The following is a 23,575-nucleotide window of genomic DNA, read 5'->3' on the forward strand; positions in this document are numbered from 1 at the left end:
AGGAGGCATGAGAGATGGGAACTCAAGCAACGCATGTGCTTGCTGCCGATTACGGCGCCGGAAGCGGCCGAGTGGTTCGTGGGACTTTTGACGGGAGCAAGCTTTCTTTAGTGGAAGTGCATCGATTCAGTAACGATCCTGTACACCTGGGAGATGGATTGTACTGGGATTTCCTGCGACTTTTCCACGAACTGAAACAAGGGATTGTAAAAGGCATGCAAGGCATCTCCCAACCGGTCCGTTCCATCGCTGTGGATACATGGGGAGTCGACTATGGATTAGTGGACAGGGAGGGAAGATTATGTTTCAACCCACGCCATTACCGGGAATCGCGTAATGCGAAGTGGATGGAAGAAGCCCTGCGCATGGTGAATGAAGAAGAGTTATATTCCATGTCCGGCGTCCTGCCACAACAGATCAATACGGTATTTCAACTGCTTGGAAGTGTGCGCGAGCACTCGGAAGTTCTGCGGCCAGATGTGCGCATGTTATTAATGCCGGATTTATTTAACTATTATCTATCTGGTCAGCAGGCCAGCGAGTACACAATTGCAAGTACAAGCGGACTATTGCATGCCGGAGATGCCCGTTGGAATGAACAATTGATGGGCCGACTGGGTATTCCGGATACGTTATTCCCACCTCTCGTACAGCCAGGCACGGTGCTGGGGCAGTTAACGGATGACTTGTGCGCAGAGCTGAAGATTGAACCAATGAAAGTGATATCGGTAGGTTCACATGATACAGCATCTGCATTGGCAGCCATTCCTGCAACAGATTCGGAATTTGCCTTTATCAGCTGTGGCACCTGGTCACTCATGGGCGTGGAACGCGACAATCCTGTATTGGATCATCATAGCCGGCAACTGGGATTCACCAATGAGGGCACGGTAAATGGCAAAGTGCGAACCTTGAAGAATCGCTCAGGCCTGTGGTTATTGCAGGAATGCAAACGGCAGTGGGAACGGGAGAATCAACGTTTTACCCATGAGGAGCTGGTCCAGCTCGCTGCTTCGGCAACCGCTCATCAAAGTTTTGTATCGCCTGGTGATGGAGTGTATTTGGCACCAGGCGACATGCCAGAGCGAATCCGGCAGCAGTGCAGTGCCAGCGGGCAAGCAATACCCGAAACGACCGGAGCCATTGTGCGTTGTATTCTCGAAAGTTTGGCACTGGAGTTCAGACAGACTCTGGATGAACTGGAGCTAATTACAGGCACCCGGCCACGAGTGATTCATATGGTCGGTGGCGGTGTGCATAATCGCTTATTGTGTCAATTTACAGCGAATGCAGCAGGAATTCCGGTGATAGCGGGTCCTGCCGAGGCAACTTCAGCCGGAAATTGCATGCTGCAATTCCTGGCACATGGCGAAGTGAGCAGCTTGTCCGAGGTGAGAGAAGTTATGGCTTCTTCCTTTTCTCCCGAAACCTATGAGCCAGAAGACACCGCAAGGTGGCAGGAAGCCTACGTAAGATACCAAAATCTGAATCAAACATTGGCGAGCAAATCCAATTAGATGAGCATTTGGTAAAATGCTCAAAAAGAAAAGTCAAAGGAGTGGAGCAGAACATGTCTGAACAACAGGTAAGGGAAGAATTGACCAAATATGCCCGCAGAGCGGTTGCTCAGGGGCTGGTGGTAGGACCAGGGGGCAATCTGAGCGCTCGTTCCGAAGGAACGATGCTGCTTTCGCCGAGTGGTTACGCACTAGAGGATCTGGAGCCTGACGAATGGATCGCGATTGATATTGCGACAGGAGAGACACGTGCCGGATCGACACGCCCTTCCTCCGAGGTGTTGATGCATCTGTATAGCTATCGGGTCAATCCTGATATTCAAGCCATTGTGCATACACATCCGGCATACACCATCGCTCTGAGTCTTGTTTTCGATGAATTGCCTCATTTGTTCCCTGATCAGTCTGCACTGGTGGGAGATATTGGCTTTGTTCCTTATGTTCTGCCCACGACCAAACTTCTTGCTGATGCGGTGGCTGCCAAGGTTGAAGATCACACAGCGCTTATTCTGGTTAACCACGGATTGGTCACGACAGGTAAAAACCTGCGCGAAGCCTACTACCGCACCCAGGTGGTGGAGGAAAGCGCCAAGGTGTACATGATCGCCAAGGCAGCAGGGGAGCCAAAAGTGCTTACTGCGGAAGAATACAAAGAGATCCAATCTCTTGAAAGTGAAGCCTACCGCGTACAGCTGCTGCAACAACTCAAGTCATAATTGAATATTTATAATTAAACGAAGTATATAGAAGGTTATCTCAATAAGAGCAGATTACGTCCTCCAGAAAAATCTGGAATACAGGATGTGAATTGCTCTTTTTTTATTTTGGATCAAACGGGTAGTACATGGTCGAAAAAAATACATAGTAATTGGGTAAGAATTATTGAAAATATTGACAATTGAAGGTATACTGTCGTTAATCATCAGTGAGTAACAATAAAAGAAATACAAATATTTATATATGAGGAGTGAATTTAGTGGGTCCTGAACTAAACGAATTGGAGTTGGAATACGAACTGCTGAAGCAGCTTCGGGACGCGAGCGCTCCCATCGGGGCCAGCACGTTGGTTCATACCCTGGGCAAAACGTACGGTCTAAGTCAGGCTACAATCGGAAGAAGACTTATGGAGATGGACGTTGAAGGTTTCACGATACTGGAGGGACGGAAGGGAAGGATTCTGACCGAACAGGGGCTGGAGCAAATCAAGATTCTGGAGAAGGATTTACAGCAAAAGAGTGTGAATTCCCAGCTCATTCAGATGCTGAACCATTCCGGTGAAAAGGCTCTGCTCGATGTCCTTGTAGCCAGAAGGGCTCTGGAACGGGAGATTGCTTCCCTGGCAGCACAAAGAGCCTCAAAAGAATACATAGTGCTGCTGGAAGCCTCCATTGCTACCCAGCATCAATTGCTTTCCCAGAATATTATTCCTTATGAGGAGGACCGGGAATTTCACAGGCTGTTGGCTTATGCGGCTCAAAACCAGATTTTGCTGCATGCCGTTGAACTGGTCTGGGAGACAAGCCGTGATTTCCTGGAAACAGCTTATATTAGGCAAAGAGTAGGAAGCGAACTGGTTGTGGACCATCAGCGGATTCTGGAGGCTGTAGCAGCGGGCTCCCCGGAACAGGCTGAAGCGGCCATGGTGAATCATATTAACCAGATGATTGAGGATGTCAAACGATATTTTGCCATGCAGAACCTTAATATAACTTCGGATGAGACCCGGTGATAAAGGAGTTGAGCTTGTGAGAACAATGTATCGATTAGGGATAGATATCGGAGGCACATTCACGGATGCCCTGATTATGGACAATCATGGCAGGGTGATTGCGGCACTAAAGACGCCATCGATTGCAGCAGCTCCGGAACAGGCGATCTTTAATGCACTTGATCAGCTCAAGGAAAGCGGAATCGATCTTCATGAGATCGATTTGTTTGTACACGGAACAACGCTTGGTGTTAACACCCTAATTGAGCGTAACGGCGCAGTTACAGGTCTGTTGGTCACCAAAGGGTTCCGAGATATTCTCGAGATTCGGAGGCTGCGACTCGAGGATACTACCAATCTGTATGGTGACAAGACCGATGCGCTTGTTCCGAGACATCTCGTTAAGGAAGTGGATGAGCGAGCGCTTGCGAGCGGTAGCATACTTCAACCACTGGATCAGGAGCAACTGCTTCAAGCGGTAGACGAGCTGGTGGAAGAGGGGGTTACAGCCTTGGCGATCAGTTTCTTGCACGCTTATGTCAATCCTGATCATGAGCAGCTCGCGGAAGAGTTAATCAGGGAACGTCATCCGCACCTGTTTCTCTGCAGAAGCAGTGCCATTTGGCCGCAGCAGCGTGAATTCGAACGCACACTCGCCACGGCCATGAATGCATATGTCGGAGAACGTATGGGATCATACTTTCTTCGTCTGCAAGAAGGAATTGGCGCTTACGGTCTGAAAGCCAATTTGCTGTCCACGATGTCCAATGGTGGAATCATGACGGCGGCCAGAGCGGCCAAAGAGCCTGTACGTACTCTTCTGTCCGGACCTGCTTCCGGCGTAATCGCCGCAACCCATATTGCCGAGCAGGCCGGCATTCATCAAGTCATCACGTTCGACATGGGCGGGACAAGCGTTGATGTTGCCCTCATCGATAAAGAGCCTGCCTATTCTACCGAGAATAAGGTTGGGGATTTTCCAGTCATCATTCCCGCTGTGGATGTAACCGCGATTGGAGCGGGTGGGGGCTCCATTGCCTGGCTCGATTCCGTAGGTGTACTCAAGGTAGGACCACAAAGCGCAGGAGCCAATCCGGGTCCAGCCTCCTATCATCGTGGGGGAGAAGAGCCAACAACAACGGATGCTTATTTGCAAATGGGCATTTTGCAGGCTGATCGATTCCTTGGCGGACAGATGCGTCTCTACCCCGAGCTTGCAGAACGTGCTCTTGGCAATCTTGGCGAACGACTTGGACTAAGTCCCACGCAAACTGCACAGGCCATTCTTGATGTGGCCACCGCCAATATGTATGCCCAGTTCTCGCCGCTCATGGCACGCAAGGGTGTTGATCCCCGTGACTTTACGCTGCTCGCCTATGGTGGAGCTGGGCCGATGCATGCTTTTCTCATGGCGCGTGAAGTGGGCATTCGCCGAGTGCTGATCCCACCATCTCCAGGAACACTTTGTGCCATGGGCTGTACGGTTGCCAACCTTCGCAATGATTTCGTTCATACCTTGCACAAAAGCAGTCAGACGCTTGAGCCTGGCGAGTTATCGAATCTATACACCAGACTGGAGGATCAGGGGCGTAGTTGGGTTGAGGAGGAAGCACGCGGCGGAGTGAAACTGGAACATATCTATTGCTTATATAGCGCTGACATGCGTTATGAAGGTCAGGCCTTTGATTTGGAGGTTGCGCTCACATCCGAAGAAATCGCCGATCCTGAGAAAGCAAGGAACAATTTCGATATGTACTACCAAAATGTGTTTGGCATCAGCCAGCCGGAAGCTGATGTGATGTTCGTCAGTCTGAGAGCGACCATTGTTGGCATTCTGCCCACCCAAAGCACAGCATCTCCGGCAGAGTTACCTTTCGATGAGAGTGAAGCAGAAGAACGGATTATCACTTTTGACCAAGAACAGCGAACAGCAAAAGTTCTAAAGAGGGGACAGATCCCACTGGATATGCCCATTCACGGGCCCATAATTGTGGAGGAATATGATACAACCATTTTCATCCCGCCTGGCTTTACGGTATATCGGGATGGTTACGGGAATGTGATTGGGGAGGTGGAGCAATGATTGGCGACAAGGTTTTTCTTGAAATTTTCAACAACCGGATTCAAGCTGCGGTGGAGGAAATGGCCAATGTCGTGCTGCGCACGGGATTCACCGCTTTTGTTAAAGAAACGGGCGATTTTGGAACCTACCTCTTGTCACCATCCGGGGAAACGTTTGGGTCGCCATTGGAGACGGGTTACAATCTGTCTCTTGGCATCCCCGCAGCGGCGACGATAAATAGTATTTCAGATTGGAAAGAAGGCGATCTGGTCATCTGCAATGATCCTTATTCCACCAAAGGCATGGTGACACATCTACCGGATGTTCATCTGATCAAGCCCTATTTTCACAAAGGGGAAATCATCGCATATGGCATGTGCTTCGTTCATTCATCCGATGTAGGAGGTAAGGTACCGGGGAGCGTATCTCCAAGCGCCTACGATATTCATATGGAAGGCATTCGTATTGCTCCAGTCAAGCTGTATGAAGCAGGCGTTCTTAATGAGCAAATACTTCGTATGTTTCTGGACAATAGCCGCATTCCGGAGCAAAACCTCGGTGATCTCAAGGCACTGATGGCAGCCTTGAATCGGGGGGAGCAGCGACTAGAAGAGCTTATCGGCCGCTACGGTGTAGAGCGAATTCAGCAGGGTATTGAGCATTTGCTGGAATACGCTGAGTTGAAGGCACGCGCCATCGTACAGGAGATCCCGGATGGTTCGTATGAGTTCTGGGACTATCTTGAGAAAGGCCCTGGCGGTTATCCCATCCGATTGCGCTGCAAAATGACAATTGCGGGCAGTGATATTCATCTGGACTTTAGCGGAACCGACCCTCAGGTCAGAGCTTCGTTCAATATTCCTACACACAATCAACAGGGGCATTACATGTTGGTTCCCGCACTCATTCGTTATTTCCGTACGCTCGATCCAACGATTCCATGGAATTCGGGCATGATTCGCATGGTTCGAAATTACGCACCACCGGCTTCAGTTCTCAACCCGGAGCCGATGGCAGCGGTTGGCGCACGAGCAGCTACCTTTATTCGGCTAATGGATGTCATCACAGGTGCTCTTGGCAAAGCCCAGGCCAGCAAGGTCCCCGCTGCAGGAGCCGGACAGGCATGCATCGTAATGATGGCGATGACAGATGCATCAGATGGCAAGAAAAAGGTTGGTGTGATCCAGCCGATATGTGGCGGTTCAGGAGCAAGACCGATGAAAGACGGCATTGATGGCATGGATTTTGCAGTGGGTCATCTTCGAAATATTCCTGCGGAAACAGTAGAATCCGAGATGCCTGTGCTCATAGAGCATTATGGCCTTCGTGCTGATTCTGCTGGTGCTGGAACCTTCCGTGGTGGAAGCGGAATCGACCTGTGTGTCAAAATTCTTACACCAGATACCGTAATGACCGCCAGAAATATGGAGCGTATGGAGTTTCATCCGTGGGGTAGGCTTGGCGGAGGTGTAGGTACCCATGGGGAAGCGATTCTCAACGCTGGACGTGCAAGTGAACATCATCTGGGAAGAATTGATGAGTTGCTGCTCCAACCCGGAGAGACGGTGACGTTTCTTTCACAGGGTGGAGGTGGTTATGGTGATCCATTTGATCGGGATCCATTGCTGGTTCTGGAGGATGTTAGAAGAGGGCTGGTATCTACCGAAAAGGCTCTTGAACTGTATGGTGTAGTCATAGAAGGCCGGAACCTGAACGAGAGTGAGACCAGACAGTTGCGGGCTAAGTGGGAACGACAGCAGGAAGAATTCGATTATGGCTGGACAAGGAAACAGTTCGAGGCCATATGGACTGACGAGATGCAGGTATCGCTGAATCAGGCACTGCTGAATGTTCCGCTGGCACTCAGAGACTACCTGAAGCGTCAGACTATGGGAGTCGTGGAAGAGAAGCAAACAGCGGCCGTTTCCGTAGCACCACATGAGATATCCGGCATTATGGAAGGGTTGCGTCAGAAAATAGGTTTGCAGTGATCAGTTACATGAAGGAAAACGATCTAATTTTGTCACATCCATAAAACCAACTAAATCGATGGGGGGAATTTTGCATGTTTAAATCAAACAAGAAACGCTTTCTCAGCCTCGCCTCACTAACACTGGCCGGTACACTGGTGCTTTCTGCATGCGGTGGAGCAAGCAGCTCCAGCAATACAGCAGGAGAGTCCGACGGAGGAAGCGGAGACAAGGTTAAACTGACCATGTTTATCTGGGCTGGCTCCAATCAGGATGTCGTTCCAAAAGAAGTGGTTGCAAATTACGTCAAAGAGCATCCAAACGTCGAGGTTACCTTTGAGGAATCATCCAACGCAGTCATGTATCCGAAAATGGTCGCTGGCAAGCAGGCAGATCCCAACAATCCGGTTGTCAACTTTGGTTACTTTAATGCAGATGCGACGGCAAAAGGCTTGAACGATGATATGTGGGAGCCACTGGATACAAGCATCGTGACCAATATCAAGGATATCCCGGATCAGTTCCACAAGCCTGACAATAAGGGTGTCGTGTGGGGAGTTTCGAGCTTCGCTCTCGTCTATAACAAAGACCTTGTAAAAACACCACCAACAAGTTGGAACGATCTGTGGGATAACGAGGAATTCAAAGGCAAAACCGCACTCTGGGACTACATGTTCTATTCCTATATTTCTCCACTTCTTGCAGTCAAAGGACAGGAGCTTGGCGCATCGTATGAGAATCCTGAGCCAGCATTCCAATTCTGGGCAGATCACAGTGACCAGATCGGCACATTGGTTACATCCAATGACCAGTTGAAGGCTCTCCTGGAGTCGGGCGATGCTCTGATTGCTCCTTTCAGTGCACAGGTTGCACAGACATGGATTGATGGCGGTTCTCCACTCGCTGTAGCGTATCCGAGCGAAGGAGCCATTTCTTTCCCGTACACACTTCAGGTTGTGAAGGGGTCAACACCTGAGCAGACACGTGTAGCCAACGAAATTATTAATGAGCTGCTGAGCGCAGACGCGCTGTCACAATACGCTGAAGCAACAGGTACACCGGTAACCAGCACAACTGCTGCCGTTCCGGATAAGTACAAGGACGATCTTTCCTTCTCCGTGGAAACACAGAGTAACGGGATCAATCCGGACTGGGATGTTCTTGCTCAGAACAGCTCTTCCTGGAAGGAACTATGGGACCGACTCGTCAAAACCAAACTTCAATAAATGATGGTCTCAGACAAACCACGATAACGGGTTCTATTTCGAACCCGTTATGGACGGGAGGGAAACAAAAATGAGTAGTGAACAAGAACCCGTTTCCATTGAAACAAGAGGAGTCTCAAAGACCTACGGAGAGCGAGCCGCGGTTAACCATGTATCACTGCAGGTGAAGAAGGGAGAATTCGTTTCCCTGTTAGGTCCGAGTGGCTGCGGCAAAACAACACTTCTGCGGATGCTTGGCGGACTTGAGCAACCGGATCAGGGGAGCATTTTGCTGGGAGGTCGTGATGTAACCGGCATTCCGGCCTATGGTCGTAACAGCAACATGATTTTTCAACAGCTTGCGCTATTCCCGCATATGGACGTATTCAACAACATCGCTTATGGGCTAAAGGTGAAGAAGTTACCGAAAGCCGATATCAGGAGACAGGTACACGAAATGTTAGAGCTGGTACAACTCGGGGATTATGGCAGACGAGCTGTTTCCCAGTTGTCCGGGGGGCAGGCTCAACGCGTAGCCATTGCTCGCGCATTAATCAACAGACCCGAAGTTTTGCTGCTCGATGAGCCACTTTCCGCACTGGACATGCAGCTGCGTCTGGATATGCAGCGCGAACTGAAACGCATACAACGAGAGTTCGGCGGTACGTTCATCTTTGTAACGCATGATCAGAATGAAGCCATGAATATGTCAGACCGGATCGGTGTCATGCGCGCTGGCAAGCTGCTGCAATATGCTGCACCTGATGAAATCTATGAAAGACCGGCAGACAGCTTCGTGGCCAAGTTCATCGGCGATACCAACCTTCTGGCTACAACGGTGCTTGGACAGGAGGAGAATGGAATCCAGGTTGAATGCTTCGGGTATTCGCTGCTGGTGAAGACAAGTGAGGGCACCCCGGTTGCCCTAGTAGGTGCCCAGCACTCGTTGTCCATTCGCAACGAATATATTCGTCTTGGAGAGGATGCAAACTCTTGCCTGAACAAGCTGGATGGTCGTGTCATAGAAGCAGTATACGGCGGGGCAAATATCCGTTACACGATCCAGATTGCTGAGGGGTTTCTGGTTCAGGCCAGTGTACTGCACCAGCGGGGAGCCTCTCGTTATAGCCCGGGGGAGCCGATTCGGATTGGCTTTGATCCGGAGGACGCGCTCTTGTTATCCGAACCGTTGCTGCATGATCGGGTACAGGAGGAAGGGATATGAATCGGATTGCGGATCGGATCGTGAATCTGTATTCATCCAAAAACCGTCGGTGGATTACCCAGTTGCTGCTTCTGCTGCCTGCTCTCGTCCTGATGGGCATCGTGTATCTAGGTGGTCTGCTTATTTTTGGCAGGTACAGTTTTGATATCTATGAAAATGGCAAGCTCATCCGGGGCTGGGAGTGGGATGCCTATCGGGCTTTTCTGTCCGATCCTTACTATTGGAAGCTGATAGGCACCACATTTCGCGTTGCCTTCAAAGTTACACTATGGAGCCTGCTGCTTGCATACCCGCTAGCCTATTGTATTGCCAGCCTGAAGAAACCGGGCATGAAGCAATTGCTGCTGCTGCTTACGTTTCTTCCGCTGCTGGTCAGCGCGGTTGTTCGATCTTATGGTTGGCAGCTGTTGCTATCCAAACAGGGCTTCATGAACTGGATATTCATACGACTTGGAATCACGGATGAAGGCTTCAGTATGATATATAACGAGACTGGTGTAATAGTCGCACTTGTTCATATTTTTCTGCCATTCATGGTCTTTCCGATCCTGAATGTATTGTCACAAAGTGACGCTTCGCTGAAAGCGGCTGCTCAGGATCTGGGAGCAGGAAGCTGGCGGACATTCCTGACGATTACCCTGCCTTTATCAGCGAGAGGTATTGCTAGCGGGGTCCAAATTGTATTCACGCTATGCCTCACGGCCTTTACAACGCCTCAACTGATTGGTGGAGGCAGAGTCATGACACTCCCGGTATTTATTTACCAGCGAACACTGGATACCAACTGGCCGATGGCTGCGGTAGCAAGTATATTCTTGCTCGTTTCTTCCATCATCGTTTCACTTTTGGTCAATAAAGGAGCGGAAATGATGATGTTCCGTCGTTCCCGGAAGGGAGGGCAGGCTTATGGTTAAATCGAACAGGTTCACCAAGCTGCTGCTCTATATATTTGCAGGGGCCGTGGCGGTTTACCTACTATTACCATTGCTTATGATCCTATTGACATCGGTAGGTTCCGGATCGGCCAGTACATTCCCGCCGGAAGGTCTTACCCTGAAGTGGTATGCGAATCTGGGAGAGCAGACTCAATTTCTGGTTGCATTTAAGAACAGTTTGATCGCCTCCACAGGAGCGGTACTGCTGGCGCTGATTACCGGAACACTTGTGGCGCTGGCTATCGTGCATTACCCTTTCCCGGGTGCTGGCATCTTGAGAGCCTTTTTTGTATCCCCAATGGTTATGCCAAAAATCACGCTCGGTATTGCGTACCTAATTTTGTTCTCCAAAATGCATATTGCAGGTGGATTGTTAGCTCTTATTTTGGGTGAAGCGGTCATCGTGCTTCCATTCGTGCTAACGCTTGTAGGCAGTGCATTGGCCAACCTGCAGCCCGCACACCGAGAGGCGGCTGCAGACCTTGGAGCAGGTCCACTGCGTATCTTTTTTACAATCACATTGCCACAGCTTAGGCTATCTCTGCTCCTTTCAGGGTCAATCGCATTTGTCTTCACTTTTGACCAGGTAGAGGCTGCATTACTGCTGCTTCGTCAGGACAGCTACACCTTGCCAATACAACTGTTCCTGTACATGGAGAAGTGGCAGGACCCAACGATCGCGGTTGTATCTGTCGTACTTATCGCTTTTGCACTGGCCTTGTTCATGATCATCAAGCTGGTATTGCGCTCAGTACCCGGACTTGAGAGTTTGTTTGGGGGCAGGAAAAACAAAAGGAGGTCTGGATTATGAACAATTCACATCATATATCCCATAGCTCGGGTCTAAACCGGGACCGGGCGGAAGACGTGATGAAAGCCCAGGGGCTTAGTGCCCTGATCGCAACAACTCCGGAAAATATTCACTATGTCATCGGCTCCCAGCTACGCGCAAGCAATTGGACAATGCAGATTTACGCCATTCTGCCTGCCGATCGATCCGCTCGACCATGCATCGTCATTCCGACGAATCGTTTGGGCGTTGTGGCTCAATTTGGTATCACGGGAGTAGATATATTTGCCTACAGTGACTTCTTCGTGGAAGGTACGATCGAAGGCAAACCTTCTACGGATGATATTGATCTGTTCTACTCTCTGCTACAAACGACAGTCATTCATCCGGGGCCTATAGAAGCGCTTAAGGCTGCACTGAAACAGCTCGACATCGAGAATCAACCGATTGGAATCGATGAGATGCGAATTGCTCCTGAACTTTTGGCACGGGTCAAGGAGGATGCTCCTCAAGGAGCGGTTGTTCACGCGTACAAGCTATTTCGTCAAATCCGCTTGGTTAAGACACCTTTCGAGATTGAGCAGCTCCGACAGGCTGCCCAAGTAAATGAGAGAATTGAGCAAGAGCTGATTGATCTGATCGCAGCCGGTGTTCATGAGAAGCAGCTTGCCGACCATTATCGGCTGGCTGTGATGAGAGCAGGCGGGACACCTGCAATGACTGCGGTAGGGGCGGGTCCGCGCAGTGCGCTGCCGCTCATCGAAAATTATTTTCATACCATCGAGTCAGGAGATCAGATCCGCTTTGATCTGTGCTTGCAGTTGGAAGGATACTGGGGAGATACAGGACGTACCGTTGTAGCAGGAGAGCCAACTCCCTGGATGACAAAGCATTTTAATGCTGTAAAAAGCGGATGGGAGACGGCACTTGAAACCGTGCGCCCTGGCGTCAAGGCTTCCGACGTATTTCATGCGGCTGTGTCTCGCGTGCAGCGTGAGGGAATTCCGCATTACCGACGTCAGCATGTTGGTCATGCCATTGGCTTGGAACTGTACGACGATATGACCCTCTCTCCTGGTGACCAGCGTATACTGGAGCCCGGCATGGTACTGTGTGTGGAGGTACCTTATTATGAGCTCGGCGCTGGTGGCTTCCAGATTGAGGATACGGTTGTTGTAACTGCGGATGGATATGAGTTTTTGACCCATATGGAGCGAAAACTGTTTATCAAATAATGATTAATGGAAGGCTTCAGCCAAGCGATCAGTCAGCAGCCGATTATGGAGCATTCCTGTCGAGAAAGTTGGAGTATCATGATTCAGCAGGGAACTAAGACGTTTCGTAACATTAGCCTTGCGCTGTTTGCCGGAGGTTTTGTGACTTTTGGATTACTATACACCCTCCAGCCCCTGATGCCTGAGATTAGCGAGGCATTTGCGATCTCGCCAGCACATTCCAGTCTTACCCTCTCAGTTACAACAATTGCCATGGCGCTGACCATGTTGTTCATCGGTTCCTTGTCCGATTCATTGGGAAGACGCTTTATTATGACAGCAGCGTTAATAGTCTCATCTATTATTGCTATAATTAGCGCGTTTAGCCCTGGATATACCGAGCTGCTTCTGCTTCGCATTCTCCAGGGAATTGCACTTGCCGGACTGCCCGCGACAGCTATGACATATCTTTCCGAAGAGATTGAGCCTGGCAGTCTAGGATATGCTATGGGCCTCTATATCAGCGGAAATTCGATTGGAGGTATGGCTGGTCGTTTTATCAGCGGCGTGATCACTGACTGGCTCAGTTGGCGTGCTGCAATTGGTTTTATCGGTATTCTTGGCCTATGTGCGGCCGTTATCTTCTGGCTTGTTATCCCGCCATCCCGCCATTTTGTCAAAGCGACTCCTGGATTCAAAAAAATCATTCCGCTTTTGTGGTCACAGTGTCGGAATCCAAGGCTACTATGCCTATATGGACTGGGCTTTCTTCTGATGGGGGGCTTCGTGACGTTGTTCAACTACATCGGATTTGAATTGACAGGAGAACCTTACGATTTAAGCCAGTCCGTTGTCGGCAGCCTTTTTGTTGTGTACCTTATGGGTACGTTGAGCAGCACCTGGATGGGTAGGCTTGCAGATCGGTATGGAAGATCCAATGTCCTTGGAATCGCGCTGGGTATTATACTGGCCGGTGCAGTTTGTACCATTCACCATGAGCTGTGGGTCAAAATCATTGGACTTGCCCTGTTTGCCTTTGGTTTCTTTGGCGGACATTCCATCGCAAGCAGCTGGGTTGGTCTCGTGGCGGATCAGCACAAATCCCAGGCCAATGCCTTGTATTTGTTTTTCTACTACGTGGGATCAAGTGTCAGTGGAACTGGAGGGGGACTACTTTACAACCATCTGGGTTGGATTGGCATTGTGGGCATGATTGGTGTGTATGTGGTAATCGGCTTTATTCTGTGTCGGTTGCTTGTAGAAAGGGTACAGGAACATAGCAAGCTTAATTTTTAACAAAATGAAACATAGATCAAAAGTTTGTTAATAAAGCACTCATTTTGGCCCATAATCATCCAATAGTCCCTGATAAAATAACTAACTTTTTTCGACAAGTCTTGCATATCCCGAAATACCGAGTATAATACTGGGTAAATAGATGCAAAGGGGATGCAATAAACGATGAAAACACATGCTGAATTGAACTCACTTCTTGTTGACGATTATCTGGATCTCCTGAACATAGCGAAACAGCTGGGTGATGTGGAGTGGAAAGAGGCCATTCTGCAAGCACTGCAAGAAGAAGTGGATGCTAATCGTCATCTGGATTCAACCGAGGTCAGACAGGATCTTTGGAGTCAATTTGAAGATATTAACGAACAGATGCACGATCTGTTACTGCAACTGAAAAATGCCGATGGTCCCGAAGAAAAAGAACAGATTATTGAAGCCATTTGGGGACTGAAAGTAGACCGCCATGCCATTACTCGTAAACTTGAAACGATGAGCCGTGCCAGCGCTGGACATCAATAAAGCTCTATTGTTTAACATAAAAAAATAAAACCCGCATGCCGCCCTATGGAATTAATAATTCAGGGGTTGTCATGCGGGTTTTGTGTTGTTGCTGTATTTTTGTAATGAAGATTAAAACTGTTTGGCGAGTGTACGTGCCTCTTCTATGGCTTGCCGTTTGATCTCGTCTGCCCGTTCCTTGTACTGGTTATGTCCTTCCACAAATATGCCTTCAAGCTTCGGAACACCCAGGAAAGACATAATAATGCTCAAATACCGATGTCCGGATTCCATTTGGGCAGCAGGTCCTTCGGAATAAATGCCGCCACGGGCCTGAATATGCAACGCTTTTTTGTTGGACAGCAGTCCGACCGGGCCCTGTTCCGTATAACGGAACGTTTTACCAGCCACGCAGATGGAGTCGATGTAAGCTTTCATAATTGGAGGAAAAGAGAAGTTCCACATCGGAGTTACAAAAACATATTTGTCAGCCGCGGCAAATTGATCGGATATTTCATTCAATCGTTGGACCTTGGCCTGTTCTCCAGAAGTCAATTCGCTGCCGGATTGAAGCTTACCCCAACCACTGAACACATCTGCATCAATATGAGGAATATCTGAGCGATACAAATCCAGATGAATAATCTCATCTGAGGGGTGGCTTTCACGATATGCATCCACAAACGCTTTGCCTGCAGCCATGCTGAAGGATGTTTCATGATCATGAGGATGGGCAGTAATATACAATAATGTAGACATAACGGTTCTTCCTCTCTATGATGTTTTTTTGTCAAAAAGGGCCGACATTAATAAGCGACCGATGTAGTATGCATCGTTTGTAACGTTTTATACCTGGATAGTGACCTGGTACTCAATCATGTATAATACAATGGTGTACGGTGAATTCGAACGATAATAGGAATGAGTGAGATGAGCGCATATGGGAATGGATCTGGAGAAGCAACGATTAAGCATTGAAGCAGCGAAATTGTATTATCAGTCGGATTACAGCCAGCAGGATATTGCGGTCAGGCTGGGCGTGTCACGTCCAACGGTATCTCGGTTACTTCAATTTGCGAAAGATCGCGGTTACGTTCGCATTGAAATCATGGATCCGCTGGAGGATATCGACATTATCTCAGGGGAGCTCAAGGCCAAATATAATTTGGATACTGCGCTTGTATGTTTTGCCCCGTTGAAGAGTGATGAAGAAATTTTGAAGCATATTAGCAAAAGAGCAGCAGATTACTTACATGATACGGTGCAGGATGCGGACATTATTGGCGTAACCTGGGGGACAACGATGAACGCCGTAGCCCGTCAGCTTCGTCCCAAGCAGGTCAAAGGCGTAGAAGTGGTTCAACTTAAGGGAGGCGTAAGCCATTCCCATGTGAATACGTATGCAGCAGAAATTGTTCATTTATTTGCGGAAGCTTTCCATACAGTTCCTCGATATTTGCCTTTGCCTGTGATCTTCGACAACATTGAAGTCAAAAAAATGGTGGAAGCTGACCGACATATTGGCCGGATTGTGGAGCTTGGCCGACAGGCGAACATTGCCATGTTTACCGTAGGTACAGTGAAGGAAGATGCACTTTTGTTCAGACTGGGGTACTTTAATGAAGAAGAACAGCAATTGCTGATGCATTCAGGTGCGGGTGACATTTGTTCACGTTTTTTTGATGCCGAGGGCCGATTGATCAGTGAAGAAATTAACAACAGAACCGTCGGAATTGATCTGGCCGAGCTGCGAAATAAGGAAAAATCGATTCTCGTGGCCGGGGGCAAACGTAAAATAGAAGCGATTCATGCTGCGCTCAAAGGTCATTACGCCAACATTTTGGTAACAGACCAATACACAGCCCAGGCTTTGCTCCGATTATAATTCAATGGATGACAACATCTGCCACGCGACATGGGCGGATGTTTTGCTTTCTTAGGCAGAAGCTATATTATACGATTCATCCCAGTGAGCGAAGTCACATGTTTAATGAAGTTTCTATGGAATGTGTTTAAATCTCAAGATTGAACAAAAGTTCATATTGATTTTTACATATGTTCATGTTAGGGTAGGGATATAGAAAATAACTAGTTCAGATAAGGGGAGATTTAATTGACTACACCACAATTAGCCAAAATGATCGATCATACCTTGCTTCGTGCAGATGCAACACAAAGTGAAATGGCCAAATTGACCGAAGAAGCGAAACAATATCAATTTGCTTCTGTATGTGTTAACCCGGGCTGGGTTGCTTATGCTGCTGAACAGCTTCAAGGGACTGGCGTAGATATTTGTACCGTGATTGGTTTCCCTTTGGGAGCTTCCACTTCCGAGACCAAAGCATTCGAAACCAAAGACGCCATCGCTAAAGGTGCTACTGAGGTGGATATGGTCATCAACATTAGCGCTCTGAAAGACGGTAAAGATGACGTTGTTGAACAAGATATCCGTGCAGTTGTTGAAGCCGCAGCGGGTAAAGCTTTGGTGAAAGTCATTATTGAAACTTGTCTGTTGACGGATGAAGAGAAAGTACGTGCATGTCAGGCAGCAGTAAAAGCTGGAGCTGATTTTGTCAAAACATCAACTGGTTTCTCTACGGGTGGAGCAACACCAGAAGATATCGCTTTGATGCGCCGTACCGTAGGTCCGGATGTAGGTGTTAAAGCTTCCGGAGGCGTGCGTAGTCTGGAAGATATGCAAAAAATGATCGATGCAGGAGCAACTCGGATTGGTGCCAGCTCTGGTGTGAAAATCATGCAAGGCGAACAATCTACATCTAATTATTAATTCGTGAGTAACTTCGCTCGATAAATTTCGCTAGATGGAATGGTTGGATGCTTTAAAAGGGTTTAACTTGTTCTTCATATCTCTCGATGGATGTGGAGAACAAGTTTTAAAGCTGATCCCAATTTTCTATATTTTAATTAAAACAGGATCATAAAAACCGAATTTATTGTAAGCGCTTCAACCGTTTTCTGAAAGGTTAATTCATCACATAAATGGGAAACCTTTGAGCTGAATGAACATCCGGCTTAACTACCTTCAAAGGAGAGATAGAATGAAATTCCTAATTGCCCTTCTTGGTATACTTGTTGTATTTGGACTAGCCTATCTGGTCAGCAACGGTAAGAAGAAGATCCGATATCGTCCACTAATCATCATGATTGTTCTTCAACTTATATTGGGATACGCTTTGTTGAACACAGAAGTAGGTACATTTTTGATTGGCGGTTTCGCGACCGTATTTGAAAGTTTGCTTGGCTATGCGAATGACGGTATCTCATTTGTATTCGGTGGCTTGACTACCGTTGGTGCAGACAGTGGGGGCGCCCCGTTCTTCCTCAGTGTATTGATGCCGATCGTCGTCATCTCAGCGCTCATTGGGATATTGCAGTATATCCGAATCTTGCCTTTTGTTATAAAATATATTGGTCTGGTATTAAGCAAAGTCAACGGAATGGGCAAACTGGAATCATATAACGCGGTTGCTTCGGCTGTATTGGGGCAATCTGAAGTGTTCATTTCTGTAAAAAAACAAATTGGGTTGCTGCCTAAACATCGGCTGTACACCTTGTGTGCCTCGGCGATGTCCACGGTATCGATGTCGATTGTCGGTGCCTATATGTCCATGATTGATCCGAAATATGTGGTTACGGCGCTTGTGCTGAACCTGTTTGGCGGTTTTATCATTGCTTCCATCGTGAATCCTTATGAGGTTTCCCCGGAAGAAGATATATTGGAAGTACAGGAAGAGGAAAAACAATCCTTCTTCGAAATGCTGGGCGAGTACATTATGGATGGTTTCAAAGTTGCGATCGTCGTAGCTGCAATGTTAATCGGTTTTGTTGCTTTGATCGCACTCGTTAACGGGATCTTCAGTGCAGTGCTCGGCATTTCGTTCCAGGAACTGCTTGGTTATGTGTTTGCACCATTTGCCTTCATTATGGGTGTTCCATGGAAAGAAGCGATTCAAGCGGGAAGTATTATGGCTACCAAAATGGTATCCAACGAATTCGTTGCCATGCTTGATCTGACCAAACAGACTACATTGTCTGCCAGAACAACAGGGATCGTATCTGTCTTCCTCGTATCGTTCGCCAACTTCTCCTCGATCGGTATTATTGCGGGGGCGGTGAAGGGACTTCATGAGAAACAAGGTAATGTGGTGGCCCGCTTCGGTCTGAAACTGCTTTACGGTGCATCGCTTGTCAGCGTGCTGTCTGCGATCATCGCCGGACTGTTCTTGTAAAGCCGGATTATTGGAAGGAGTGCTTAAGTTATGTCAACATTCAAAAGAGTACATCTGATCGTTATGGATTCAGTGGGAATTGGTGAAGCGCCGGATGCAGCGGAATTCGATGATTTCGACGTCGACACCTTTGGTCACATTGCACGTGAACGCGGAGGTCTGAACATGCCGCATATGGCCAGTCTTGGACTGTCCAATATTAAAGAAGTTGAAGGTGTCCCTGTAGCGGACGCGCCAAAAGCTTTTTACACCAAGATGCAGGAAGCATCCAGAGGCAAAGACACCATGACGGGTCACTGGGAACTGATGGGCCTGTACATTGATACGCCATTCCGTGTGTTCGCAGACGGGTTCCCAGATGAGTTGATTCAACGCATTGAGGAAAAAACAGGCCGTAAAGTGATCGGGAACAAACCGGCCAGCGGCACGGAAATCATTGATGAATTGGGCGAAGAGCATGTGAAAACAGGAGCCCTGATTATATACACTTCCGCAGATTCGGTTCTGCAAATTGCAGCCCATGAGGATGTTGTTCCACTGAAAGAACTGTATGAAATCTGTGAGTTTTGCCGCGAGATTACTCTCGACGATCCTTACATGCTGGGCCGCATTATTGCCCGTCCGTTTGTAGGCGAAGTGGGTAACTTCAAGCGTACAGCTAACCGTCATGACTACGCGCTCAAACCTTTTGGCCGTACCGTGATGAATGAACTTAAAGATGGTGGATTTGATGTGATTGCTTTGGGTAAAATCGCAGATATCTACGATGGCGAAGGGGTAACCAAGTCTGTACGTACCGTCTCCAACATGGACGGCATGGACAAGCTGTCCGAAACGATGGATGAGGAGTTCACTGGACTCAGCTTCCTGAACCTGGTTGACTTCGATGCCCTGTTCGGTCACCGTCGTGATCCACAAGGCTACGCTCAGGCGCTTGAAGAGTATGATGCTCGTCTGCCGGAAATCTTCAGCAAAATGACGGACGACGATCTGCTGCTCATCACAGCTGACCATGGTAATGACCCAACCTACCGTGGCACGGACCATACACGTGAGTATGTGCCACTGCTTGTGTACTCCCCACGCTTCAGCGAGGGTAAAAAGCTTGAACTGCGCAGCACGTTTGCGGATGTGGGTGCAACAGTAGCTGAGAACTTCGGCGTGAAACTGCCGGAATATGGTACAAGCTTCCTGAAGGATTTGAAATAGTCAACATTTTTATCTTCAACTGAACATGGGGAAAGCTGTTATTTTCTTGAAACATAACTTCGGACAGGATAACCTATGGGGCAGCTTCGGCTGCTCCGGTTCCTGCCCTTCATTCAATCATATGGATAACTGGAGGAGATTTAATTATGAGTACACATATTGGAGCTAAACCCGGAGAGATCGCAGAAACAATCCTTTTGCCAGGAGATCCATTGCGTGCAAAATTTATTGCAGATACGTACCTTGAAGATGTTGTTTGTTACAACGAAGTTCGCGGAATGCTCGGATTTACGGGTACATATCAAGGACACCGTATCTCGGTTCAAGGCTCGGGCATGGGGATTCCATCTTTCAGCATCTATGCAAATGAACTGATCAGCGAATACGGTGTGAAAAACCTGATTCGTGTAGGAACTTGCGGAGGTATGCAAGAACACGTTCGTGTTCGTGATGTTATCCTTGCTCAAGCTTCATGTACCGATTCCAGCATGAACAAGCTCGTATTTGGTGGATATGATTTCTCCCCGATTGCGACTTTCTCCCTGCTGAAAGAAGCCTATGACCGCGCAACGGCCAAAGGCATGAAAATTCACGTCGGTAACGTATTCAGCTCCGATTCTTTCTATCGTGACGACCGTTCAGTGACTGAAAAATTGATGCAGCACGGCGTACTGGGCGTGGAGATGGAAACAACCGCGCTGTACACACTCGCAGCCAAATTTGGCGTAAACGCACTCACGATCCTGACTGTAAGTGACCACTTGCTGACAGGCGAAGAGACTTCCGCCGAAGAGCGCCAAAAAACGTTCAACGACATGATGGTCGTAGCACTGGAAACAGCAATTACGCTGTAATTGTTGCATTCTATATTCAAAAGTCAATTGATTTTGATCGAAACTTTTGTTTGAAACACGTAGTGAAGGACCCGGAATCGATTCTGAAGAAGCGAAGCGTACGCCTTTGTCTCCGAATTTCAACCTTATCAAAGGTTATTCAAAGAATATTTGGAGACAACAGCGATCAAAAGAACGATCCGGAGCCGGAACGGGTTAACAACAAAGTGTTCTATAAGATGACAACATGATATTGTTGCATATTATATTCAATAATCAATTGATTTTGATCGAAACTTTTGTTTGAAGCACGTAGTGAAGGACCCGGAATCGATTCTGAAGAAGCGAAGCGTACGCCTTTGTCTCTGAATTTCAACCTTATCGAAGGTTATTCAAAGAAATTTGGAGACAACAGCGATCAAAAGAACGATCCGGGGCCGGAACGGACTCTGCACAAAGTGTTCTATACAAATCACCCACAACGAAGGAGAGATCATCATGAGAATGGTAGACATTATTGCTAAGAAACGCGACGGAAAAGAACTGACAACAGCTGAGATTGATTTTGTTGTTCAAGGATATACACAAGGCGAAATTCCGGATTATCAAGTCAGTGCTTGGGCGATGGCCGTATTCTTCAAGGATATGACCGATAAGGAACGCGCAGATTTGACGATGTCGATGGTGAACTCGGGCGAGACCATTGATCTGTCCGCAATCGAAGGCATCAAGGTAGACAAGCACTCCACAGGAGGCGTTGGCGATACTACAACGCTGGTACTGGCACCGCTCGTTGCTGCTCTGGATGTTCCTGTTGCCAAAATGTCCGGACGTGGATTGGGTCATACTGGTGGTACAACAGACAAACTGGAATCTGTTGCAGGTTTCCACGTTGAGTTGGAGAAAGAAGAGTTCATCCGCCTCGTTAATGAACATAAAGTTGCCGTTATCGGTCAAAGTGGCAACCTCACGCCGGCAGACAAAAAGCTCTATGCATTGCGTGACGTTACAGCTACCGTCAACTCCATCCCACTGATCGCCAGCTCCATCATGAGTAAGAAAATTGCAGCAGGTGCAGATGCGATCGTATTGGATGTCAAAACGGGTGCTGGTGCATTCATGAAGACAACAGAAGATGCAAAAGAACTGGCACATGCCATGGTAAGCATCGGTAACAATGTTGGACGTAAAACAATGGCTGTCATTTCCGATATGTCCCAACCACTGGGCCTCGCTATCGGTAACGCGCTTGAAGTGAAAGAAGCCATTCTTACGCTGCAAGGTAAAGGACCGAAGGATCTGGAAGAACTTTGTCTGGCGCTTGGACGTCAAATGGTATTCCTTGCTGGCAAAGCAGACTCCCTGGAGCATGCTGAGGAGAAATTGAAAGAAGTGATTCAGAACGGTAAAGCACTGGATAAATTCAAGGACTTCCTGGCAAATCAAGGCGGAGACGCTTCAGTTGTAGATCACCCGGATCGCTTGCCACAAGCGAAATATCTGGTTGAAGTACCAGCGGATAAAGACGGATATGTAGCTGGTATCGTTGCTGACGAAATCGGTACTGCTGCAATGCTGCTCGGCGCAGGCCGTGCAACGAAAGAATCCGAAATCGATCTGGCTGTAGGCTTGATGCTCAACAAAAAAGTGGGTGACCCGGTTAAAGCTGGCGAATCCCTCGTAACGATCCATGCGAATCGTGAAGACGTAGCAGACGTAATCGCGAAGATCAAAGAAAACATTACCATTGCAGATCATGCGGATGCACCTGTATTGGTGCATGATATCGTAACTGAATAATATATCAGGCAAACAAGATTAACCTTATGCCTGAATTTAAAGACCCGAAGCCATGCATTCCATAGCTTCGGGTCTTTTCTTATTTATTCTGTATCTTATCATACGCCTTCACCGAATCTGCGCTGGTATAAATGTAAGGAGTGGCTGGCTGATCGACTGGAGTTATTTTCGACGCCTGAATCTCAATGGTATCCTCTCCATTCACTTGAGCCGATCCAATGGTGCCATCGATTTGTACCCAACTGTCTGTAGGATAGCTGTTTGCATTTGGGACATGAATCATCACGCCAAAGGGCGCCGCGTCTGCCGGGCAGCACATCACAAGAAATCGCCCTAATGCAAAATGAGATTTGTGATCCATGCTTTTGTCTCGATACACAAACCCGGTAAGGCTGATGGCCTTGCCTGCAAATTGTCGTTGGAACATATCGATCGAACCCAATGTCTCGGAGAAAATTTCAGGATATACCTTAATGACCGATTCCGCATATAACTTATCTGCGAGTTCGGCAAATTCACGACTGTACTCATCCGGGGGGACAAATTGTACTTTCGTGGCAGGCACAGATGATCCGACAGGTGCAGTTTTTTTGGATAGATCTTTAATGTCCAGTTCTGCTGTATCAGGTAAGGGTTCTTTTCGACGAATCTCCGGAGGTCCATAGGATAGAGACATGCCTTTCTGACTGGCCATGGAACTGCCTAGTGCCTGGTCGGGCATAAGAAAACCCAGTACTAAAGGAATGGCAATCAATCCATACATCAGCGAGCTGCGTACCCATCCTGAAGGAGGTGGATGCTCACAGTCGCAATGGAGCTGGTTATTACCGAATAGTCCGTGCCAGCCCATGATGGCGGCAATAAACAAAAAGGGAACAGGGCAGCAGAGAAGCAGTCGCTGCATCGTCGGAGCCAGGTAATAATGAAGAGAATCCGTTGTATTCAAATGAATGATGTATACAGCGAGCCCGCCGATCCACAGCGCACGAATCAGGTTATGCCATTGGATAGGGTGAGATTTGGTAACCGGAGATTTGGTCACTGTATAACCCGGATGGTTCATGTA

Annotated in this window: 20 protein-coding genes; 18 read left to right on the forward strand and 2 right to left on the reverse strand. The window is 48.1% G+C overall.

Annotated features, from left to right (window positions below; genetic code table 11):
• The first annotated feature begins 14 nt into the window (after window positions 1-14).
• From BMY78_RS11400 to BMY78_RS11455, 12 genes are all read left to right on the forward strand, one after another.
• Window positions 15-1,517 carry a rhamnulokinase gene (locus tag BMY78_RS11400; protein WP_090898231.1) on the forward strand — a complete coding sequence of 501 codons (1,503 nt, stop codon included), beginning with the start codon at window positions 15-17 and terminating at the stop codon, window positions 1,515-1,517.
• A gap of 53 nt (window positions 1,518-1,570) precedes the next feature.
• The gene (locus BMY78_RS11405) at window positions 1,571-2,233 is read left to right on the forward strand and encodes a class II aldolase/adducin family protein (RefSeq protein WP_090898235.1); all 663 of its coding nucleotides are present in this window, start codon (window positions 1,571-1,573) and stop codon (window positions 2,231-2,233) included.
• A gap of 260 nt (window positions 2,234-2,493) precedes the next feature.
• The gene (locus BMY78_RS11410; RefSeq protein ID WP_090898238.1) at window positions 2,494-3,246 is read left to right on the forward strand and encodes a FadR/GntR family transcriptional regulator; all 753 of its coding nucleotides are present in this window, start codon (window positions 2,494-2,496) and stop codon (window positions 3,244-3,246) included.
• A 25-nt stretch (window positions 3,247-3,271) separates the two neighbouring features.
• Window positions 3,272-5,308 carry a hydantoinase/oxoprolinase family protein gene (locus BMY78_RS11415; RefSeq protein WP_256222209.1) on the forward strand — a complete coding sequence of 679 codons (2,037 nt, stop codon included), beginning with the start codon at window positions 3,272-3,274 and terminating at the stop codon, window positions 5,306-5,308.
• A complete protein-coding gene (locus BMY78_RS11420) occupies window positions 5,305-7,278 on the forward strand; it encodes a hydantoinase B/oxoprolinase family protein (protein WP_090898244.1) in 1,974 nt (657 codons plus the stop codon). The genes BMY78_RS11415 and BMY78_RS11420 overlap by 4 nt, the downstream gene beginning before the upstream one ends.
• A 74-nt stretch (window positions 7,279-7,352) precedes the next feature.
• Window positions 7,353-8,483 (forward strand): ABC transporter substrate-binding protein, encoded by a 1,131-nt coding sequence (locus BMY78_RS11425; protein ID WP_090898247.1) that lies wholly within the window; start codon window positions 7,353-7,355, stop codon window positions 8,481-8,483.
• A gap of 70 nt (window positions 8,484-8,553) precedes the next feature.
• Window positions 8,554-9,687, forward strand: coding sequence for an ABC transporter ATP-binding protein (locus BMY78_RS11430; RefSeq protein ID WP_090898250.1), 1,134 nt, complete (start codon window positions 8,554-8,556; stop codon window positions 9,685-9,687).
• Window positions 9,684-10,601, forward strand: a complete 918-nt coding sequence (locus BMY78_RS11435; RefSeq protein ID WP_090898253.1) for an ABC transporter permease — start codon at window positions 9,684-9,686, stop codon at window positions 10,599-10,601. The genes BMY78_RS11430 and BMY78_RS11435 overlap by 4 nt, the downstream gene beginning before the upstream one ends.
• The gene (locus BMY78_RS11440; RefSeq protein ID WP_090898256.1) at window positions 10,594-11,433 is read left to right on the forward strand and encodes an ABC transporter permease; all 840 of its coding nucleotides are present in this window, start codon (window positions 10,594-10,596) and stop codon (window positions 11,431-11,433) included. Before BMY78_RS11435 ends, BMY78_RS11440 begins: the two co-directional genes overlap by 8 nt.
• Complete coding sequence (locus BMY78_RS11445; RefSeq protein WP_090898259.1) at window positions 11,430-12,647, forward strand: M24 family metallopeptidase; 1,218 nt, start codon at window positions 11,430-11,432, stop codon at window positions 12,645-12,647. The genes BMY78_RS11440 and BMY78_RS11445 overlap by 4 nt, the downstream gene beginning before the upstream one ends.
• 78 nt (window positions 12,648-12,725) lie before the next feature.
• Window positions 12,726-13,922, forward strand: a complete 1,197-nt coding sequence (locus BMY78_RS11450; protein WP_090902333.1) for an MFS transporter — start codon at window positions 12,726-12,728, stop codon at window positions 13,920-13,922.
• A 165-nt stretch (window positions 13,923-14,087) separates the two neighbouring features.
• Window positions 14,088-14,438 carry a hypothetical protein gene (locus BMY78_RS11455; protein ID WP_090898262.1) on the forward strand — a complete coding sequence of 117 codons (351 nt, stop codon included), beginning with the start codon at window positions 14,088-14,090 and terminating at the stop codon, window positions 14,436-14,438.
• Window positions 14,439-14,549: 111 nt separating this feature from the next.
• On the opposite strand, the gene BMY78_RS11460 is transcribed toward BMY78_RS11455, so the two are convergent.
• Complete coding sequence (locus BMY78_RS11460) at window positions 14,550-15,176, reverse strand: FMN-dependent NADH-azoreductase (protein ID WP_090898265.1); 627 nt, start codon at window positions 15,174-15,176, stop codon at window positions 14,550-14,552.
• A 187-nt stretch (window positions 15,177-15,363) separates the two neighbouring features.
• On the opposite strand from BMY78_RS11460, the gene BMY78_RS11465 reads away from it, so the two are divergent.
• From BMY78_RS11465 to BMY78_RS11490, 6 genes are all read left to right on the forward strand, one after another.
• Window positions 15,364-16,302 (forward strand): sugar-binding transcriptional regulator, encoded by a 939-nt coding sequence (locus BMY78_RS11465; protein ID WP_090902335.1) that lies wholly within the window; start codon window positions 15,364-15,366, stop codon window positions 16,300-16,302.
• A 252-nt stretch (window positions 16,303-16,554) separates the two neighbouring features.
• Window positions 16,555-17,205, forward strand: coding sequence for a deoxyribose-phosphate aldolase (gene deoC, locus BMY78_RS11470; protein ID WP_063563980.1), 651 nt, complete (start codon window positions 16,555-16,557; stop codon window positions 17,203-17,205).
• 271 nt (window positions 17,206-17,476) lie between these two features.
• Window positions 17,477-18,667, forward strand: a complete 1,191-nt coding sequence (locus BMY78_RS11475; RefSeq protein ID WP_090898269.1) for a NupC/NupG family nucleoside CNT transporter — start codon at window positions 17,477-17,479, stop codon at window positions 18,665-18,667.
• 30 nt (window positions 18,668-18,697) lie between these two features.
• A complete protein-coding gene (deoB, locus tag BMY78_RS11480) occupies window positions 18,698-19,876 on the forward strand; it encodes a phosphopentomutase (RefSeq protein ID WP_090898272.1) in 1,179 nt (392 codons plus the stop codon).
• Window positions 19,877-20,022: 146 nt separating this feature from the next.
• Window positions 20,023-20,730, forward strand: a complete 708-nt coding sequence (deoD, locus tag BMY78_RS11485; protein WP_090898275.1) for a purine-nucleoside phosphorylase — start codon at window positions 20,023-20,025, stop codon at window positions 20,728-20,730.
• A 477-nt stretch (window positions 20,731-21,207) separates the two neighbouring features.
• Window positions 21,208-22,509 carry a pyrimidine-nucleoside phosphorylase gene (locus BMY78_RS11490; protein WP_090898278.1) on the forward strand — a complete coding sequence of 434 codons (1,302 nt, stop codon included), beginning with the start codon at window positions 21,208-21,210 and terminating at the stop codon, window positions 22,507-22,509.
• Window positions 22,510-22,588: 79 nt separating this feature from the next.
• On the opposite strand, the gene BMY78_RS11495 is transcribed toward BMY78_RS11490, so the two are convergent.
• Entirely contained in the window at window positions 22,589-23,572 is a 984-nt protein-coding gene (locus BMY78_RS11495) for a TIGR03943 family putative permease subunit (RefSeq protein WP_090898281.1), read from the reverse strand.
• Window positions 23,573-23,575 lie beyond the last annotated feature (3 nt).

This window comes from Paenibacillus sp. OK076 (assembly GCF_900110055.1).
GTDB lineage: Bacteria > Bacillota > Bacilli > Paenibacillales > Paenibacillaceae > Paenibacillus.

Coding starts and splice junctions, on each gene's coding strand:
- BMY78_RS11400 (WP_090898231.1), top strand. CDS start 15: ATGGGAACTCAAGCAACGCATGTGCTTGCTGCCGATTACGGCGCCGGA.
- BMY78_RS11405 (WP_090898235.1), top strand. CDS start 1,571: ATGTCTGAACAACAGGTAAGGGAAGAATTGACCAAATATGCCCGCAGA.
- BMY78_RS11415 (WP_256222209.1), top strand. CDS start 3,272: ATGTATCGATTAGGGATAGATATCGGAGGCACATTCACGGATGCCCTG.
- BMY78_RS11420 (WP_090898244.1), top strand. CDS start 5,305: ATGATTGGCGACAAGGTTTTTCTTGAAATTTTCAACAACCGGATTCAA.
- BMY78_RS11425 (WP_090898247.1), top strand. CDS start 7,353: ATGTTTAAATCAAACAAGAAACGCTTTCTCAGCCTCGCCTCACTAACA.
- BMY78_RS11430 (WP_090898250.1), top strand. CDS start 8,554: ATGAGTAGTGAACAAGAACCCGTTTCCATTGAAACAAGAGGAGTCTCA.
- BMY78_RS11435 (WP_090898253.1), top strand. CDS start 9,684: ATGAATCGGATTGCGGATCGGATCGTGAATCTGTATTCATCCAAAAAC.
- BMY78_RS11440 (WP_090898256.1), top strand. CDS start 10,594: ATGGTTAAATCGAACAGGTTCACCAAGCTGCTGCTCTATATATTTGCA.
- BMY78_RS11445 (WP_090898259.1), top strand. CDS start 11,430: ATGAACAATTCACATCATATATCCCATAGCTCGGGTCTAAACCGGGAC.
- BMY78_RS11450 (WP_090902333.1), top strand. CDS start 12,726: ATGATTCAGCAGGGAACTAAGACGTTTCGTAACATTAGCCTTGCGCTG.
- BMY78_RS11455 (WP_090898262.1), top strand. CDS start 14,088: ATGAAAACACATGCTGAATTGAACTCACTTCTTGTTGACGATTATCTG.
- BMY78_RS11460 (WP_090898265.1), bottom strand. CDS start 15,176: ATGTCTACATTATTGTATATTACTGCCCATCCTCATGATCATGAAACA.
- BMY78_RS11465 (WP_090902335.1), top strand. CDS start 15,364: ATGGATCTGGAGAAGCAACGATTAAGCATTGAAGCAGCGAAATTGTAT.
- deoC (WP_063563980.1), top strand. CDS start 16,555: ATGATCGATCATACCTTGCTTCGTGCAGATGCAACACAAAGTGAAATG.
- BMY78_RS11475 (WP_090898269.1), top strand. CDS start 17,477: ATGAAATTCCTAATTGCCCTTCTTGGTATACTTGTTGTATTTGGACTA.
- deoB (WP_090898272.1), top strand. CDS start 18,698: ATGTCAACATTCAAAAGAGTACATCTGATCGTTATGGATTCAGTGGGA.
- deoD (WP_090898275.1), top strand. CDS start 20,023: ATGAGTACACATATTGGAGCTAAACCCGGAGAGATCGCAGAAACAATC.
- BMY78_RS11490 (WP_090898278.1), top strand. CDS start 21,208: ATGAGAATGGTAGACATTATTGCTAAGAAACGCGACGGAAAAGAACTG.
- BMY78_RS11495 (WP_090898281.1), bottom strand. CDS start 23,572: ATGAACCATCCGGGTTATACAGTGACCAAATCTCCGGTTACCAAATCT.